This is a genomic window from Catenuloplanes atrovinosus, from assembly GCF_031458235.1.
GTDB classification, from domain to species: Bacteria; Actinomycetota; Actinomycetes; order Mycobacteriales; family Micromonosporaceae; genus Catenuloplanes; species Catenuloplanes atrovinosus.
In genome coordinates, this window is sequence record NZ_JAVDYB010000001.1 from 2,634,358 (window position 1) to 2,651,087 (window position 16,730).

The 16,730-nt window shown below is 70.4% G+C and carries 15 protein-coding genes; 10 read left to right on the forward strand and 5 right to left on the reverse strand.

Features of this window, described 5'->3' with window-relative positions; all coding sequences use genetic code 11:
- Nucleotides 1-8 precede the first annotated feature (8 nt).
- The 5 genes from J2S41_RS11825 to J2S41_RS11845 all read left to right on the forward strand — a co-directional run bounded on the left by J2S41_RS11825 (nucleotide 9) and on the right by J2S41_RS11845 (nucleotide 4,349).
- Nucleotides 9-467: a VOC family protein gene (locus J2S41_RS11825; RefSeq protein ID WP_310366717.1), complete on the forward strand. Its 459-nt coding sequence runs from the start codon at nucleotides 9-11 to the stop codon at nucleotides 465-467.
- Nucleotides 464-1,195 (forward strand): thioesterase II family protein, encoded by a 732-nt coding sequence (locus J2S41_RS11830; protein WP_310366719.1) that lies wholly within the window; start codon nucleotides 464-466, stop codon nucleotides 1,193-1,195. The genes J2S41_RS11825 and J2S41_RS11830 overlap by 4 nt, the downstream gene beginning before the upstream one ends.
- Nucleotides 1,192-2,319, forward strand: coding sequence for a DegT/DnrJ/EryC1/StrS family aminotransferase (locus J2S41_RS11835; RefSeq protein ID WP_310366723.1), 1,128 nt, complete (start codon nucleotides 1,192-1,194; stop codon nucleotides 2,317-2,319). The genes J2S41_RS11830 and J2S41_RS11835 overlap by 4 nt, the downstream gene beginning before the upstream one ends.
- Entirely contained in the window at nucleotides 2,316-3,443 is a 1,128-nt protein-coding gene (locus J2S41_RS11840; RefSeq protein ID WP_310366725.1) for a DegT/DnrJ/EryC1/StrS family aminotransferase, read from the forward strand. The genes J2S41_RS11835 and J2S41_RS11840 overlap by 4 nt, the downstream gene beginning before the upstream one ends.
- 213 nt (nucleotides 3,444-3,656) lie before the next feature.
- Nucleotides 3,657-4,349, forward strand: a complete 693-nt coding sequence (locus J2S41_RS11845; protein ID WP_310366727.1) for a class I SAM-dependent methyltransferase — start codon at nucleotides 3,657-3,659, stop codon at nucleotides 4,347-4,349.
- Between the two features lie 84 nt (nucleotides 4,350-4,433).
- Here the strand turns inward: J2S41_RS11845 and J2S41_RS11850 are convergent, their stop codons facing one another.
- Genes J2S41_RS11850 through J2S41_RS11865 form a run of 4 tightly spaced genes read right to left on the reverse strand, consistent with a single transcriptional unit; the run spans nucleotide 4,434 to nucleotide 8,431 of the window.
- Entirely contained in the window at nucleotides 4,434-5,213 is a 780-nt protein-coding gene (locus J2S41_RS11850) for an SDR family NAD(P)-dependent oxidoreductase (protein WP_310366731.1), read from the reverse strand.
- Entirely contained in the window at nucleotides 5,214-6,191 is a 978-nt protein-coding gene (locus J2S41_RS11855; RefSeq protein WP_310366735.1) for an alpha-ketoacid dehydrogenase subunit beta, read from the reverse strand.
- Complete coding sequence (locus J2S41_RS11860; protein ID WP_310366736.1) at nucleotides 6,188-7,162, reverse strand: thiamine pyrophosphate-dependent dehydrogenase E1 component subunit alpha; 975 nt, start codon at nucleotides 7,160-7,162, stop codon at nucleotides 6,188-6,190. The genes J2S41_RS11855 and J2S41_RS11860 overlap by 4 nt, the downstream gene beginning before the upstream one ends.
- 30 nt (nucleotides 7,163-7,192) lie before the next feature.
- Nucleotides 7,193-8,431 carry an ATP-grasp domain-containing protein gene (locus J2S41_RS11865; protein WP_310366737.1) on the reverse strand — a complete coding sequence of 413 codons (1,239 nt, stop codon included), beginning with the start codon at nucleotides 8,429-8,431 and terminating at the stop codon, nucleotides 7,193-7,195.
- A 313-nt stretch (nucleotides 8,432-8,744) separates the two neighbouring features.
- Here J2S41_RS11865 and J2S41_RS11870 point away from each other — a divergent pair, with 313 nt between their 5' ends.
- Genes J2S41_RS11870 through J2S41_RS11885 form a run of 4 tightly spaced genes read left to right on the forward strand, consistent with a single transcriptional unit; the run spans nucleotide 8,745 to nucleotide 12,666 of the window.
- On the forward strand, nucleotides 8,745-10,136 hold the full coding sequence (locus tag J2S41_RS11870; protein WP_310366738.1) for a nitroreductase family protein: 1,392 nt from the start codon (nucleotides 8,745-8,747) through the stop codon (nucleotides 10,134-10,136).
- Nucleotides 10,137-10,139: 3 nt separating this feature from the next.
- Nucleotides 10,140-11,111, forward strand: a complete 972-nt coding sequence (locus J2S41_RS11875) for an ABC transporter ATP-binding protein (protein WP_310366739.1) — start codon at nucleotides 10,140-10,142, stop codon at nucleotides 11,109-11,111.
- Nucleotides 11,108-11,881: an ABC transporter permease gene (locus J2S41_RS11880; RefSeq protein ID WP_310366741.1), complete on the forward strand. Its 774-nt coding sequence runs from the start codon at nucleotides 11,108-11,110 to the stop codon at nucleotides 11,879-11,881. The genes J2S41_RS11875 and J2S41_RS11880 overlap by 4 nt, the downstream gene beginning before the upstream one ends.
- Nucleotides 11,878-12,666, forward strand: coding sequence for an ABC transporter permease (locus J2S41_RS11885; protein ID WP_310366743.1), 789 nt, complete (start codon nucleotides 11,878-11,880; stop codon nucleotides 12,664-12,666). The genes J2S41_RS11880 and J2S41_RS11885 overlap by 4 nt, the downstream gene beginning before the upstream one ends.
- Before the next feature lie 8 nt (nucleotides 12,667-12,674).
- On the opposite strand, the gene J2S41_RS11890 is transcribed toward J2S41_RS11885, so the two are convergent.
- Entirely contained in the window at nucleotides 12,675-13,406 is a 732-nt protein-coding gene (locus tag J2S41_RS11890) for a thioesterase II family protein (protein ID WP_310366745.1), read from the reverse strand.
- Nucleotides 13,407-13,640: 234 nt separating this feature from the next.
- On the opposite strand from J2S41_RS11890, the gene J2S41_RS11895 reads away from it, so the two are divergent.
- Nucleotides 13,641-16,727: a non-ribosomal peptide synthetase gene (locus J2S41_RS11895; protein ID WP_310366748.1), complete on the forward strand. Its 3,087-nt coding sequence runs from the start codon at nucleotides 13,641-13,643 to the stop codon at nucleotides 16,725-16,727.
- Nucleotides 16,728-16,730: the final 3 nt, after the last annotated feature.

Here is a 16,730-nt window from a genome sequence, read left to right on the forward strand (position 1 = left end):
GAGATCCCATGCTGAGTCTGCACCACGTTGCCATCACCGTCGCCGACCTGGACGCCGCGATCGACTGGTACACCCGCGTCCTTGGTCTGCGGATATCCCGCCTGGAGGCGGAGACCGACGTGAGCGACGCCGCGATCAACCTGCACGGCGAACGCGTCCGCCTGCGCGGCGCCGAGCTGACCGTCGACGGTGCGGGCGGCCCGTTCGTGGAACTGCACCAGTTCATCACTCCGACGGGTGAGGGCGCCCGACGGGTCTGCGACACGGGCATCAGCCACTTCGCGTTCTACACCGACGACATCCACGCGGAGTACGACCGGTTGCGCGAACTCGGCGTCACCTTCAGCACGCCGCCGCAGTACATCGCGGACGGCGGCCTCGCCGGCGACTGGTGGGTCTACTTCACCGACCCCTGGGGCAATCAGCTTCAGCTGGTCTCCCAGCCGGCCACAGGACGGGTGGGATGACGACGGGGCCGTACGTTCCGGTGGTCGGCGAGGGTGAGGTGTCGCTGGTCTGCTTCCCGTGGGCCGGTGCGGGTGCACGTCCGTTCCGCCTCTGGCGGCCGGTCCTGCCCGACGGACTCGCGATGTCGGTCGCCCGGCTGGGCGGCCGCGAGGATCGGGTCGCCGACGCCCCGCCGACCGAGTGGAGCGCCGTGGTGTCCGAGCTGGTCGACGCGTTGGACGTCACCGGGCCTTTCGTGTTCTTCGGGCACTGCCTGGGCGCACTGCTCGCCTACGAGGTCGTGCTGGAGCGCCGCCGCCGCGGCTTGGCCCTCCCGGCCGCTCTCTTGGTGGTGGGCGACGCACCGTCGATCTCCGGTGGGCCGCCGGTTACCGACGTGGCCGCCGCGGCGCGCGCGAGCGGAGCGATGGATTCCCGGATACTCGACAACGCCGACGTGTTCGCGCTGTTCGAGCCGGTGCTCCGGGCGGATTTCCACCTGGCCACGACGTATCGGCGTGGCGACGACCCGGCGTTGCCGATGCCGATCGACGCGTTCGTCGCCTCCGCACGGCCCGAGGAGCGCGCCGGCCTCGACGGCTGGGCCGCGGAGACCGCCGAGCGATTCCGGGTGATCATGATCGAGAGCGAGTCGCTGTACCCGAGCGGGGCCTGGACGTCCTTCGGAGCAGCGGTGGCCGCGTCCGCGACGGCCGCGCTCACCCGTGCGGATCGGTCAGGACTATGAGCCCGGCGGCGCAACGGATAGCTCTCTTCGACAACCGCCTTTCCTTCCGCGCCGAATGGCCACGGCTGGCGGACGCGATCGGCGGCGTCTTCGAGTCGGACAAGTTCTCCCACGGCCCGGTGACGCGGCGCTTCGAGACGGAGATGGCGCGGCATGCCGGCGCGGCGTTCGCGATCGGCGTGAACAGCGGCACGGACGCCCTGCGAATCGTTCTGCGGGCCTGCGGAGTGGCCCGGGGCGACGAGGTGATCCTGCCTGCTTTCGCCCCGGCCGCGACCGCTGCCGCGGTGTGGCTGATCGGCGCCCGGCCGATCTTCGTGGACGTCCATCCCGATTCGCTCACGCCCACGCCGGAGGCGGTCCGGGCCGCCGCCACCGACCGGACCCGGGCTGTCGTCTTCTCCGGCGGAGCGGCCCGCCCGGCCGAGGCGACGGCGGTACGGGCGGAGGCCGACCGGGCCGGTCTGGCCTTCGCCGAGGACGGCGCCGACGGCATCGCCGCGGCGGACGCGCCCGCGATCCCGATGAACCGGGCCCTGCCGCTGTCCGCCGGCGCCGTCCTGGGCGGCCTGGGCGACGCGGGAGTGATCCTGACCGACGACGCGGCCGTGGCGGACCGCTGCCGGCTCATCCGGCACCACGGTCGGGCCGGCGAGTGCGCCGGCCGGGTGAGTGAGCCGACCGCCGCGCTGGTGTCCGGCCTCAACAGCAAGATGGACGACATCCAGGCGGCCGTGCTGTTGGCGCGGCTGCCCGGCCACACCGAGGTGACCGCGCGCCGGGCCGAACTCGCGGCACGCTATTCCGTACGGCTGGCGCGGGTGGGCCCGGTACGCCCCCTGGCCGCCAGCGCGACCGGCCGGTACGTCGTCGAGACGCCGGAACGGGACGGGCTGGCCGGCTTTCTCGCCGAGCGCGGGATCGAGACACGGAAGCCGGTCCCCGTTCCCCTGCACCTGCTCGACTGTTTCGCCGGGCTGGGCGGCCGGCCGGGCGAGCACCCGGTGAGTGAATCCGCTGCCACGGCCACGCTCGAACTACCGCTGTACCCGGATCTGGGAACCTCCGGTGTCGACCTCGTCTGCTCGGCCGTCGCCGCCTTCTTCCGGGAGGGGATCCGATGAGTGCGACGTTGCCGTTCTTTCCCCCGGCCGTCTTCGATCGCCATCGGGAGATGACGCTGCGGGCGATCTTCGACGTCGGGACAGGGCCGGACCAGCGCTTCTTCGGCGGCGACGCGGTGGCGGAACTGGAGCGGCGGATCGCCGCCGCCGCGGGAGTGAGGCACGCCGTCGCCTGCGCGAACGCGACCGGCGGTCTGGCCCTGGTGCTCGACGCCTGGGGGATCACGGCCGGCGACGAGGTGATCGTGCCGGCGTACGGTTGTCAGCCGGTCGTGGACACCGTGGTCGAACAGGGTGCGACGCCGGTTTTCGCGGACGTGGATCCACGAACCTTCACCATCGACCCGGCCGCCGTCGCCGCTGCCGTCACCCCCCGCACGGCGGCGATCCTGCCGGCGCATGTGTTCGCCACGATGGCGGACATGCCGGCGCTGGTGGACCTCGCCCGCCGGCACGGCCTGCGTGTCCTCGAGGACGCGGCGGTGGCCCAAGGGGCTACGCTGGCCGGCCGGGCCGCGGGCGCGTGGGGTGACGCCGGAGTTTACTCGTTCTCACAGTTCAAGCCGTTCGGTGCGATCGGTGAAGGCGGCATCGTGCTGACCGACGACGAGCCGACCGCGATCCGCTGCCGGCGGCTGCGGCGGGCAGGGACTGACGACGATACCGGCGACGGCGCCGTCGGCCGGCACAGCCGGATGGACGAGGTCCTGGCGCGCTTCCTGTCGTTGCGGTGGGCCGAGTTGGACCGTCGCCTGAGCCGGAAGCGTGAGATCGCGGCGTTCTATCAGCATCGGCTGCGGCCGGTCGCCGAAGCGGGCGTGGTCACCCTGCCGCTCATTCCCGATTCGGAGCCGTGGTGTCACGTGTACGCCATCATGACCGACCGGCGCGACGAGTTGCGGGCGCACCTCGCGGCACGCGGTATCGGCAGCCATATCTACTACCCCGTGACTCTGCCGATGCAGCCGGCGTTCGCGGCCTATGCCTCCGGGATGACGTTTCCGCATGCCGAGGCGGTGGCGCGCGACAATCTCGCGTTGCCGGTGTGGCCGGAACTGTCGGAAAATGATTTGGCGTATATCTCGGATTCGATCATCGAGTTCTTCGGCCGCCACACCGCTTAAGTCGGAGTAACTATGTGGTTGCTGTCCGTCCACATTGACGCTAGCCTCTATGAGGATCATGTGAGTGGCCGGGATCGGCGCGGGCGATTCGGATTCATGGCGCGTTTATGGCGTTGTTCTGGCGTGGCATTCTCGTGGTCTTCTTCGTAATTCTGGTTTATTTGCCTCGATGGCGCCGGGTCGTCGAGGTGGGACAATCGGAAGGATGTAACGATGGATCTCGACACCGTCGGCAAAACGAGGTGGAATGACACCTACGTCATCTCCGAGAACCCCAATCTCTGGGGCGACCCGCCGGTGCCTTTCGTGCACACCGCCGCCGACATCTTCGCCGCGGACAATGCCCACGTCGTGTTGGACCTGCCGGTCGGTGACGGGCGCAACGTTCTTCCGCTGGCCGCCCGGTTCCCGGCCGTGGTCGGCGGGGACGCGTCGGACAACGGTCTCGCCCTCTGCGCCAACCGGTTGAAGCAGGCGGGCGTCGGCAACGTGCTCCTGCAGAAGACCGACATCTTCGGGACCAGCTTCCTGGACGACTCGTTCGACGGCATCTTCTGCTGCGAGGTGCTCGGTCACCTGCAGAACCCGGTCGACGCCCTGCGGGAACTGCTGCGGATCGTGCGACCCGGCCGGCAGGTGGTCACCAACCTCTTCGCCGACGACGAGCCGATCCGTACCGATCCGGCCATGGCCGAGATCGCGCCCGGCGACTACCAGTTCCTCGAACGGATCTTCTTCCGCTTCTACGACGAGGCCGCGGCCCGTGAGGTGGCCGCGAAGGTCGCGGATCTCGCGGAACTGGTGTCGATCGACCACATCGATTGGATCGACCCGCCGCACGAGGGTTACCGCAATTACGAGCACGGTCACGCGAGCTGGCTGCTGGTGCTCCGCAAGCACGGCTGACCGATCCGCGGACGGCGCCGGGCGGCACACTCCCCATGGGTGTGCCGCCCGCGCGGCGACGGAGGGCTCGCGGCGGCCGGGCCGCTACTGCGCCGTCCAGCCGCCGTCGACCGGCAGCACCGTACCGGTCACATAGGACGCCTGGTCCGAGGCGAGCCAGAGCGCGGCCTGCGCCACCTCCTCCGGCCGGGCCAATCGGCCCAACGGTATGTTGCGCCGGTAGAACTCGTCGGCGCCCGGGCCGCGCCGGCGCCGTGCCTCCTGAAGCATCGGGGTGTCGATCGGCCCGGCGCAGACGGCGTTCACCCTGATGCCGCGGGTGGCGTACTCGATCGCCGCGACCCTCGTCAGCCCTACGACACCGTGCTTGGCCGCGGTGTACGGTGCGGCCTGGAAGTATCCGATCAGACCGGCGATCGAGGACATGTTCACGATGACGCCGCCGCCGGCGCCGGTCATGTGCCGCAGTTGATGTTTCATGCACAGCCAGACGCCTTTGAGGTTGGTGTTCACGACCCGGTCCCAGAGATCGTCGTCGAAGGCGTCGGTATCCTGGCCGGAGCCCGGCACGCCGGCGTTGTTGAAGGCGGCGTTCACCCGCCCGTACTCCTCGCATGCACGCGCCATCAGTGAGCGCACGTCGTCCTCCACGGTGACGTCGGCGGGGACCGCCAGCGCCGACCCGCCCAGGTCCCGAATCCGCCGCACGGTCGCGGTGAGCGGCTCGGCCCGCCGGCCGGCCACCACCACGTTCGCGCCCGCCGCGGCGAACGCGAGGGCGGCCGAGCGGCCGACGCCGCTGCCTCCGCCGGTGACCAGTACGGTCCGGCCGGCGAAGAGCCCGGCGTTCGTGTGCACCGCCATTCAGCGCTCCATCAGGGAGCGGATCGACTCGGCCAGCACCGTGCGACTCGGTACCGTCGCGGCTTCCAGGGCGGGACTCGCCGGTACCGGGATGCCCTTGGCGCCCAGCCGCACCACGGGAGCCCGCAGTTCCGCGAAGGCGGCCTCGGTGATCACTGACGCGATCTCCGCGGTCGGCCCGTAGCGGAGCCAGGACTCGGCCATCACGACGACCCGTCCGGTGCGGCGTGCCGAGGCGGCCAGCAGCGCGGTGTCCAGCGGGCGAAGCGAACGTACATCGATGACCTCCACCGAGATGCCCTCGTCCGCGAGGTCGTCGGCGGCGGCCGACGCTTCACCGACCATGCGGGAAAGCGCGCACACGGTGACGTGGGAGCCCGGCCGGACGATGCTGGCGGTGCCGAGCGGCACCAGCGACTCGCCCTCGGGGACCGGCCCGGTGACCTGGTAGAGCCCTCGATGCTCCAGGAAGACGACGGGCTCCTCCGACCGGATCGCCGACTTCAGCAGACCCTTGGCGTCCGCGGGGCTGGCCGGCATCACCGTGTGGACGTAGGGCAGATGTGCGGTCCACACCTCCAATGACTTCGAGTGCTGCGGACCGGCGGCGCTGCCGGTGCCGCCCTGCGTCCGGACCACCATGGGAACGCTCAACTGGTTGGCGTGGATGAAGGAGAACACCGAGGCGGCATTGGCCAGGCTGTCCAGTGCCAGGCTCAGGAAGTCCGCGTACATGATCTCGACGATCGGTCGCAGGCCGCTCATCGCCATCCCGACCGCCGCGCCCACCATCCCGTTCTCCGAGATCGGGGTGTCGACGACCCGCCGGTCGCCGAACTTGTTCATCAGCCCCGCGGTGACGCCGAAGACGCCGCCGTAGAGCGCCACATCCTGGCCGAGCACGACCACGTTGCCGTCCCGTTCCATCTCCTCCAGCAGCGCCTCGTTCAGCGCGGCCGCGTACGTCAACTCCCTCATGCCGGCACCCCGTCCCAGCGCTGGATGTGTTCGGTGAGGTCAGCGGGATCCGGCCACGGGGACGACAGGGCGAACTCGATCGCCTCCGCGAGTTCCCCGGCGACCGCACGGTCGATCTCTTCCAGGCGGCTCGCCGCGACACCGCGGTCGCGGAGCCGCTGTGCGCTCAGCTCCAGGGGATCGGTGAAACCACTGCCCTCGGCCTCGATCCGATAGCCGCCCCGGTCGGACATCGAGAACGGCCCGGTCCGGTAGGTCACCGCCTCGATCAGGGCGGGGCCGCCGCCGCTCCGGGCCCGGTCGGCGGCTTCCCGGACCGCGCGGTGCACCTCCTCGACATCGTTGCCGTCGACCCGGGTGCCGGGAATGCCGTATCCCCGGCCGCGCGCGGCGAGCGTGGTCTCGTGAACGTGCCGATCCAGGCGGACCGTCAACCCGTACTGATTGTTCTCCACCACGAAGATCACCGGCAGTTGCCACAGCGCCGCCATGTTGAGCGCCTCGTTGAACGCTCCGGAGTTGACGGCGCCGTCACCGGTGACGCACAGGGTGACCGCGCCTCGGCCGGCCAGTTTGTGCGCGTATCCGTGTCCCACGGCCAGCAGCAGCGAGTGCCCCACGACGCCGCTGGCGCCGAGCACGCCGCGGGTGGCGTCGGCGATGATCATGTGGCCGGCGCGCCCGCCGGAGAGCCCGGTCGCGCGCCCGGCCATCTCCGCGATGCACGGCCCCAGCGGGATCTCCATCCCGACGTACTGGGCGTGCGGCCGGTGGGTCAGGGTCACCACGTCGCCCGGCCGCAGGGCGGCGGTGGCGCCGATGCCCGCCGCCTCCTGGCCGGTGCTGGTATGCATCGGCCCGCGGATCGATCCCGCTCGGGAGAGCCGCGTGAGTTCCTCATCGAGCTGTCTCGACAGCGTCATCCGGCGGTGTAACGTCAGGAGGTCCTCCGTGCCCAGCGGCAGCTGCATGCTGATCCCTCTCGTGACCTGGTCTGCGGGTTAGAACTCGTAGTCGATCCATGGGACGCTCTCGATCGCGGCCACGACGTCGGCCAGTTCCGCATGCGTTCCGGTGGTGCCGATCACCGAGGCGACGCGGCTCTCCGTGCCGGCTCGCCAGTCCACCGGGTCCCCCCGCCGGGCATGCACGATCAGGCGCTCGACATGCGGGAGCCGCTTCACGCGCAGGGGTGCTCGGACGTCCGCGACCGCGCGAGCCGCCAGCGGCGGGATGAGGTGGTAGTGGAAGGCGATCGGGCCCGGCGGCGGCGTTCCGGCATCGATCGGCAGACCCAGAGCGCTCCGGATGGCGATCTCGGCCGGGCTCGGGTTGCCTGAGCGGACCGCGAGGTCGTCGACGGTGCCGCCCAGACGTCCGTTCACCTCGATGAGTCGCGGCCCGGTCGGCGTGAGCTTGATCTCGACGTCCGCCAGCCCGGTCCTGATGTTCAGCGCCCGGACTGCGCGGCCGGCCAGGTCACGGACGTGGGCGAGGTCCGGTTCGGGGACCACCGACGCGGTGGCGTACCCACCGCGGTCCCGGAACGGTTCCGCCGCCGCGAACTTGCTCGTGACGAACCGGGGCTCGACCCGGTCGCCGGCCGCCACGCAGTCGACCGCGATGAAGTCGCCCCATGGATGATCGGTGTGGCGCCCGACCAGCAGCTCCTCGAGCAGCAGCGTGCGCTCCTGACCGTCGTTCAGCAGGAATTCAAGGGTCTGCCGGCAGTCCTTCTCGTCGGACACGGCAATCGTGTTCCTGCTGGCGGCGCCATACGTCGGCTTGATCACGGCCGGGAGCCCGACGTGGGCGATCGCCTCGTCGATCTGATCCAGCCGCTCGACCACCCTGAATCGGATGGCCTCCAGCCCGGCGGCCGCGAAACGCTCACGCTGGCGATCCTTGCGGACGATGGCGTCGATGTCGGACGGGGCGTGGAATGCGCAACCCAGCGCGTCCGCCAGTTCGGCGGTCAGCCGAAGCTGCGGCTCGCTGAAGGTCACCACACCGGCCGGTCGCAGCGCGCGGCACGCGCGAATCAGCTCGGCCGGGCTGCGACCGGCCGTGGGAATGACGACGCCGACTGACTCCAGCAGGCTTCGGGCGCTTCTGGTGTGCGCCGTGTCCGGTACCACGAAGGCCACCCGGAGCTGTAGTGCATCCGCAATTTCGGCGATTCGATAAGGGGAAAGGCTGCCGTAGTCGTAGACCGTGACAAGAGTGGACCGGCTTTCCACGGGCAGCCTTTCGTCGTCCGGCTTCGTGGCCGAGGGCGGAACGAGGAATTGATGGCCGGGTATGAATCGGTGAGACGCGTGGCCGACCGTGCTTCGGCGCCGAACTGAGGCCTCGCCGCAAGCGATGCCCGGCTCGCCTGCGGTGTGAGCGTATGGGATGGCGAGCGTTATCCGCAATGGATGCACGGAAGTCACCGTGAGTCGACGGGAAGCGCGGAGCTCACGATCTCTGCTAGGGTCGGCGCGCGGGGTCTATAGTGGACTCGCTAGTCCGGCATCGGGGCCGTCCTGGCCGTCATCAATGGGCCCGATCGTGTTCACCTGGGTGTTGTCGGAGGGGATCCTCCTGGAGAACGAGGCCGTCCTATACCACGAACTGACAGCCTATTCGCGTGACCGGCATTGGCTGAAACCTATCTCGGACGAGCGTATCCTGCGCGGCTTCCGTCCGTTGTCACAGGGACGGCGGCCGTGGCCGGACAAACGTTACGACGCGGCACTGGATCGCGTGTCGCTGCCGGCCCCCGCCGCCGCGGCGACGGCCGGCCTCGATCTCGCCGTGCTGTCGCGTCTGCTCAACGACTCCGCCGGCATGCGGACTGCCGCCGGCCGCGGCGAGCTCCGGTTCCGGGCGGCGAGTTCCGCGGGAAACCGGCATCCCATCGAGTCCTACGTCTGCGCCCGCGGTATCACCGGCCTGCCCGATGGGGTGTGGCACTACGACGCCGCCGCGCACCGGCTCGTCCTGGTCGGCCCGGCACCGCGAGGCGAGTGTGCGGCACTCCTGCTCACCGGTGTGCCCTGGCGCACCTGCTGGCGATACGCCGAGCGCGGATACCGGCACCTGTGGTGGGACGCCGGGTCCCAGATCGCGAACCTGTCGGTGGTCGCCGACCACCTCCGGGTGCCGGCCACCGTCCGTCTCGGCTTCGCGGACGCGGATGCCGCCGCGCTGGTCGGTGCCGAGACTCCGTGGGAGCTTCCGCTCGTCGCGGTGACTCTCGGCCGCGGCGAGCCGGCGCTCGAGGCGAGTGGTCCCGCCGAACCGGGCGACCTCGGGCCGGATCACACCTCGTTCCCGCTGATCGATATGGTCCACGACGCGACGACGCTGGCCGATTCGGCCGCGGCGCGGGCCTGGACACGGGCGATCGGCGGCGGTCCGTCCGGCACCACCTCTTCGCTCGTGCCGTTCATCGCCGGGCGCCGCTCGGCCGGGCGTTTCGTCGCGGGTGCGCACACCGGCGCCGGGCAACTGCATCAGGTCCTCGATCTGGCCGCCGCAGAGCTGCACTGGGACGGGGACGTCGACGTGGACCTCCACGTCATCGTGCACACGGTGCGCGGGATCGCTCCGGGTCTGTACCGATGGCACGAGGGGACGCTCCAGCGGGTGCCGGCGGACATCGGGCCGCACGACGCGTACGAGCTCGCGGTGCGGCAGGACCCGGCCCGCGATGCGGCCTTCGTGCTGCTGCTCTCCTGTGACCTGCGGCGGCTCGTGGCCGGGCGGGGCGCGCGCGCATATCGCGCCGTGCAGCTCGCGGCCGGTGTCGTCGTGGGCCGCGCGTATCTGGCCGCCGCCGCGGCCGGTCTGGGCTGTCGTGCGCTGACCTTCAATGACGATGTGCTGGCGCGGATGCTGCCCGCATCGCCGGCCGGTCTGCTGCTCGCGGCGGTCGGCGTTCCGGGTGGGAAGGACTGAGCGTTGGAACCGATCATCACCGTGGAGAACCTGACCCGGAGCTTCCGGTCCCGTCAGGGTCTGCTGAGCCGGACGGTCCGGGAGGTCCAGGCGGTCAAGGGGGTCTCCTTCGAGGTGGGCAGGGGCGAGCTGTTCGGCCTGCTCGGCCCGAACGGCGCCGGTAAGACGACCACGATCAAGATGCTGCTGACCCTGCTGCTGCCCACCTCCGGCAGCGCCCGCGTGCTCGGGCGTGACGTGGTGGCGGACGCGCGGGCGGTGCGCCGGCGCGTCGGCTTCGTGTTCGGTGGCGATCGAGGGCTCTACGAGCGGTTGTCCGCCCGTGACAACCTTCGGTACTTCGCCGAGCTGTACGGCTTGTCCGGGCGGGAGCAGCGCGCGCGCATCCCCGAGCTGTTGGAGCTGGTCGGCTTGCGTGGGCGGGAGGCCGACCGCGTCGAAGGATATTCGCGAGGCATGCGGCAGCGGCTGCACCTGGCGCGCGGGCTCCTCCACCGGCCGGAGGTGCTGTTCCTGGACGAGCCGAGCATCGGTATCGACCCGGTCGGCTCGAGGGAACTGCGGACCACCGTCCGTCGCCTGGTGGACCACGGCACTACGGTGCTGCTGACCACCCACTACATGTTCGAGGCCGACGAGTTGTGCGACCGGATCGCCGTGATCGCCGACGGGCGCATCGTCGCGGAGGGTACGCCCGAGGCGCTCAAGGAGGGCGTCAACGACGGCACGGTCACCGAGGTGGAGGTGTTCGGAGCGCCGGAGGACATCCAGGGCCGCCTGACGGCCGTTCCCGGTGTGGAGTCGGTGCATCTGGAGGCGCAGGGGCCGGCCCAGGTGATCGTGGTGCGCGCCGGCCGCGGCCGGGAAGTCACCACGGACGTCCTCGCCCACCTGACCGGCTGCCGGATCGGGCGCGTCTCGACACGCCGCCCCACGCTGGAGGACGCCTACATCGAGCTGGTGGGTGGGCGGTGAGCGGCACGCTGCGCTTCCTGGCCGTGGCCTGGTGGCTGCATCTCAAGAGCCGGAGCAGGTCGGCCTTCGACGGGTTGCTCTCCGTCGTGTGGCCGTTGTTCTTCGCCACCGCGGTGCTGTTGATGTACCGGGCCGGTAACGCCGGTGACGCGACGCTGGTCGCCGCCGTGGTGGGTGCCGCCGCCATGGGCGTCTGGTCGGCGACGACGCTGGCCTCGTCCTCGATCGAGGAGGAACGAGCCCAGGGCACGCTGGAACTCCAGGTCGGTGCTCCGCGCTCGTTCACGATCCAGCTGATCCCGATCATGCTGTCGATGACCACGGTGGGCCTCTACAGCCTGGTCGCCGTGTTCCTGTGGGGTCGCTTCGTCTTCGGCATCGAGATCGTGGTGGCGAGCGTGCCGGCGTTCCTCGTCGCGATCGCGGTGACCGTGTTCTCGATCGCGATGCTCGGCTTCCTGCTCGCGGTGAGCGCGGTGCGTTACCGGGCCGCGTGGGCGCTGGGAGCGGCACTGGAACTGCCCATCTGGCTGCTCTGCGGCTTCCTGGTGCCGGTGTCGGCGCTGCCCGGCTGGGTCCAGCCGCTGTCCTGGCTGCTGGCGCCGACCTGGGGTGTCTCGGCGTTGCGGGCCGCGGTGGCGGGTCACACCGCGGTGGACGACCTGCTGCGCTGCCTCGGTCTCGGCGTGGCGTACATCTTGATCGGCGCCGTCCAGTCCCATCGGTTGGTGCGGTCCGCCCGCCGGCACGCGACGTTGGCGCTGACATGATCGCCGCGCTTCGTGTGCTGCTGATCGGCGGCATGACCAGTTATCGGGCGCTGTTCAACTGGCTGACGCCGTGGATCCTGATCCCGACGTTCTTCGTGACCCCGCTCGTGCAGATCCTCCTGTTCGCCTACGTAGGGCGGGTCGCCAGGGTGGGTGACGACACCTACTACCTGATCGGCAACGCCGTCCAGTACGCGGCCATACCCTGCCTGTTCGCCATGGGCCGCACGATCAGCGGTGAACGCCGCCAGGGGACGCTGGGCATCCTGCTCGCCTCACCGGCGCCCAGGGTGCCGCTGTTCCTGGGCCGTGCCCTACCGGTCATCGTCAACGGCGCCGTGGTCTGCGCGGTGGCCCTCGGGCTCGGCGCGCTGTTGCTGGGTGTGCGGATACCACTGGACGGGTTGCCGCTGTTGGCCGTCGCGATCGTGGTGTGCGCGTTCTCCTGCACCGGCCTGGGTCTGCTCACCGCGGCGGTGGCACTGCGGGTGCGGGAGGCCTCGGTCTTGTCCAACCTGGTGTTCGGCGTCCTGCTCATCTTCGCGGGAGTGAACGTCCCGATCGCCTCGCTGCCGGGCTGGATGTCCGCCGTCTCCGGATGGTTGCCACTGACGCACGGCATCGACGCCGCTCGGCGGGCGGCGGCGGGCGCTTCCGCCGGCCCGGTGGGTGAGCTGCTGGTGCAAGAGGCGGCGTTGGGTGCCGGATACGCCCTCGCCGGGTTGGCGCTACTGGCCTGGCTGGAACGGGAGAGCCGGCGGATGGCCACGCTCGAGGTGATGTGATCTCCGGGTCAGCGGATCTCGGAGCCGCCGGTGAGGAGATCCGCGAACAACTGGAGGAGGGAGGTGCCGGGCTCGCGGCTGGGCAGTGTGCCGGGTGGCGCGGGAACGGTCACGCACCGCTCGGCCGTCACCGCGCCCCAGTCCTCGCCGTCCGTGGCCGCGCCGACCACGATCAGGGGGACGGACAGCCGCGCACCGTCGGCCGGACGGTATCCGCGCACGATACGGCTGTCCGCGATGATCGGTCCGACGAAGACGTCGTAGTACGCCGGCCGGCTCAGTACGGCGGCCGGCACGAGATTGGTGGCGAGCAGATACTCGATCGTCTCCGCCCGGCTCAGATCCTCGAAGTCGGGCTCGTTCACCGACGGCTGCCACGGAAAACCACTGATGGCCAAAAAAACGGGCTTCGGTGCGCCCCGCCGGTCCAATTCCCTGACCATTTCGAGGAGCGGCGGAACGCCGGCGCATTGACCGTATAGTGCGAATCTCCGATTATGGCCTAATGATTCGAGGAACTGTTCCACTATTTCGTCGACCACCGCCGGCAACGAGGGCAGATAGGCCTCGCGGCCGCGTGTCTCGCGGCCTGGCAGCCGGACGGCGGACACGTCGAACAGCTGCTCGGCCTGCTTGGACCAGCTACGGAACTCCGCTGCGCCGCTCCCGGCCTGTCCTAGACAGAGCAGTTGGGGGAGCTCGTCACGTGGCCCGGTGAGGTGCACGATGGTCTCGGACATGCTCTCCGATCGCAGGTTGGAGATCCCTTGCCGTCCATCAGTTTGTATCACCCGTCCGATGCTTCCGTCCACTGTGCCTCCGGGGTTTCCAATTCGTCGAGTGGAGGCTAGAGTGTCGATGGAGTCATCGAAGTCTCTCGTTGCGTGTCGGCCCCTTCTTATTCGGTCGCCAACCCTCCGCGCCATGGGCGCTATCTGACTTATCCGAACTGTGACCGGAGGAGCTTCCGCGCCATGGGTAACGTTCCCGGAAAGCCGGATGTATCCCGGGTGTACGCCCGGTTCGTTCAGGCCGCCGAGGCGGGCCCGGACAGGCCCGCGGTGATCGAGGCGTCGGGTGCCACGACTACTTATGGTGAGCTCGCCGCGGCGGCACGGCAGGTCGGAGCGAGCCTGGCCGCGGCGGGTTTCCGGCCGGGTGACCGCGCGGCCGTCGTCTGGACCGTGGGGCTGCCGACGGTGGCGGCGATACTCGGCGTCCTCGACGCGGGCGGCACCTACGTCCCGATCGACCCCGACGCTCCGGACGGCCGATGGGACTTCCTGCTCGCCGATGCCGCTCCGGTCGCGGTGCTCACCTCCGCTCCGGCGCACTCGGCCAGGATTCGCGCGATCCGCCCGCACGCGAAATCCGTGTCCACGGTCCGCGATCTGGAGCTGTTCACCACCGACGCCGCTCCGGCCGACGGTGACGTCGACGGCTGCTACCTGATCTACACCTCGGGGTCGACCGGAGTGCCGAAGGGGGTGGTCATCACCCACCACAACCTGCAGGCGACGCTCGACGCCGGATGCGCGGTCATCAACGCCGGTGTGAACGACCGCTGGTCGGTCTTCCACTCCTTCTCCTTCGACTTCTCGGTCTGGGAACTGTTCGGCCCGCTGGTCACGGGCGGCGCCGCGGTGCTCGTCCCGCCGTCGGCTCGGCGTGACCCCGCCCTGTTCAAGGAGCTACTGGATCGGACCGCGGTCACCGTCCTCAGCCAGACGCCCGGTGCCTTCCGTGGTCTGGTCGGTCACTACGCCGACGCCACGGCCGGCTCGCTGCGGGTCGTCGTCTTCGGCGGTGAGCGTCTCGACCCGGCCGTTCTCGCGCCCTGGTTCGCTCGGCACGGCGACGAGACCCCGGAACTGATCAACATGTACGGCATCACCGAATGCACGATCCACGTGACGTACCGCCGGATCCGGGTGGGGGATGCGGCGCGCCCGGTGAGTCCGATCGGGCGTCCGTTCCCGCACCTGACCGTCCACCTGCTCGACCCGGACGGCACGGCGATCACCGCACCCGGCGTGGTCGGTGAACTGTACGTGTCCGGGGCCGGCGTCGCGTCCGGCTACCTCAACCGAGCGCCGGAGACGGCCGCGGCCTTCGTCCCGGACACGTTCCCGGGCGGCGCTCGGCGGATGTACCGCACCGGGGACCTGGCCAGGTGGGACGAGCGCGGCGAGTTGCTCTACGAGGGGCGGCGCGACCGCCAGCTCAAGATCCGCGGTCATCGCATCGAGCCGGGTGAGATCCAGGCCGCGCTGGCCACGCTCGGATACAGCGACACACTGGCGACGGTGGGCACGGACGAGGCCGGCCACGCCCGGCTCGTCGTGTACGTGGTCACCGAGGAGAGCGGCGTCGAACGTGCCATCCTCGGCCAGCTGCGGGACACGCTGCCGGGCTACCTGGTGCCGAGCCGCATCGTGTTGATCCGTGGCCTGCCGCTGACCCCGAACGGCAAGATCGACGAGGCTGCGTTGCCCGAGGCGTTCCCCGCGGCCGCTGCACCGGCCGAGGCGAGCCCGGCCGGCGACCCGCGGGAGGCCCTCCTGCGCGACGTGTGGACGGACGTCCTCGGCGTGGACGGCATCGAGGGCGACGACGACTTCTTCGACATCGGCGGTGACAGCCTGCTGGCGATCCGCGTCGTGGCGGCGGTGACGACCGGTGGATACCCGATGACCGTGGAGGATCTCTACCGGGGCCGGACGTTGACGGCGGTTGCCGCCGGCCTCGTCGCGGCCGATCCGGTCGCCGGCGCGGAGGCGGGCCCCGCCCCGGTGACCCGGCTACCGGCGACCCGGACCCAACAGGGCATCCTCTTCGAGGCCAGAGTGCATCGCGCTCGCGCGCTCTACCATGACTTCGCGAGCCTGCTGGTGGAGGCGCGGTGGGACGCGGCCCGGCTGCGCCGGGCCCTGCGCACGACCACAGCGCGGCAGCCCACGTTGCGTACGGCGTTCGAGTCCACCGCGACGGGCATGTACCAGACGGTGACGCCAGAGGTGGACGTCGAGTGCACCGTTGTCGACCTGCGGACGGACGATCCCCGAGGCGCCGACCCGCTGCGCCGGCTCTGGATGGACGCGGAGCGGCGGCGGGGTTTCGTCATGAGCCGGCCGCCGTTGTTCCGGGCACAGGCCGTCGTGCTCAGTGATGACGTCTTCCGGCTGACGCTCAGCTTTCACCATGCCGTCCTCGACGGATGGAGCGTCGGCCTGGTGGCCGGCGAGCTGGTGCGGGCGTATCTGGACGACACGGACCCCGCCTCGCACGCCCCCGCCTCACCGACCCTGATGAGCGTCTACGCCGAGGCCGAGGAAGCGGCCTGCCGATCGGACGTGACGATCGCATACTGGCGGGATTACCTGACGGGCCTGACACGCGCCGACTTCGCCCGCGTGCCCGACGTCGGCGCACCGGGCGAGGTCGTCATCATGCCGTTCGCCACCGGTGACCTCGCCGCGATTCGGGCAATCGCCCGGAGCAGCCGCACGTCGGTCAAGAACGTACTGCTGACCGTTCATCTGGTGGCCCTCGCCGCGGTCTGCTCCGTAGGGCCCGCGGTGAGTTCGGCCGTGGTCACCAGCGCCCGGCCCGCGATACCGGGCGCGGACACGGTCGCGGGCCTCTTCCTCACCACCCTGCCGGTTACGCTGCGCGTGGCGTCCGCGACGTGGCGGGACGCGTTGCGGGCGGTCGGCGACCGGGAGGTCGCGCACCTGCCGCATCGCCGGTTCCCCGCGGCCGAGATGGCGCGGCTGGCGCCGGACGCCGTACCCAACACGTTGTTCAACTTCACCGACTTCCACCACCTGAGCCCGCGGGACGGGCGGCGGCTGCCCGTCCTTGACTACGTGGAGACCGATCTGAACAACTTCGACCTGTCCGCCGACTACAGCGCCGTCGGGGCGACACTGCAGCTCACGGCGCGGGCGGATCTGTCCCGCGTGCCGGTGCGCACCTCCTCGGCATACGTGACGGCGGTCCGTTCCGCGCTGGACCGGCTGACCGCCGGCGGCGGCGATCTCGACAGCACCGTTCTGTGAGGA

What these genes read in the sequence shown, in the direction of transcription:
- J2S41_RS11825 (WP_310366717.1), top strand. Translation starts at nt 9, where the DNA reads ATGCTGAGTCTGCACCACGTTGCCATCACCGTCGCCGACCTGGACGCC.
- J2S41_RS11830 (WP_310366719.1), top strand. Translation starts at nt 464, where the DNA reads ATGACGACGGGGCCGTACGTTCCGGTGGTCGGCGAGGGTGAGGTGTCG.
- J2S41_RS11835 (WP_310366723.1), top strand. Translation starts at nt 1,192, where the DNA reads ATGAGCCCGGCGGCGCAACGGATAGCTCTCTTCGACAACCGCCTTTCC.
- J2S41_RS11840 (WP_310366725.1), top strand. Translation starts at nt 2,316, where the DNA reads ATGAGTGCGACGTTGCCGTTCTTTCCCCCGGCCGTCTTCGATCGCCAT.
- J2S41_RS11845 (WP_310366727.1), top strand. Translation starts at nt 3,657, where the DNA reads ATGGATCTCGACACCGTCGGCAAAACGAGGTGGAATGACACCTACGTC.
- J2S41_RS11850 (WP_310366731.1), bottom strand. Translation starts at nt 5,213, where the DNA reads ATGGCGGTGCACACGAACGCCGGGCTCTTCGCCGGCCGGACCGTACTG.
- J2S41_RS11855 (WP_310366735.1), bottom strand. Translation starts at nt 6,191, where the DNA reads ATGAGGGAGTTGACGTACGCGGCCGCGCTGAACGAGGCGCTGCTGGAG.
- J2S41_RS11860 (WP_310366736.1), bottom strand. Translation starts at nt 7,162, where the DNA reads ATGCAGCTGCCGCTGGGCACGGAGGACCTCCTGACGTTACACCGCCGG.
- J2S41_RS11885 (WP_310366743.1), top strand. Translation starts at nt 11,878, where the DNA reads ATGATCGCCGCGCTTCGTGTGCTGCTGATCGGCGGCATGACCAGTTAT.
- J2S41_RS11890 (WP_310366745.1), bottom strand. Translation starts at nt 13,406, where the DNA reads ATGTCCGAGACCATCGTGCACCTCACCGGGCCACGTGACGAGCTCCCC.
- J2S41_RS11895 (WP_310366748.1), top strand. Translation starts at nt 13,641, where the DNA reads ATGGGTAACGTTCCCGGAAAGCCGGATGTATCCCGGGTGTACGCCCGG.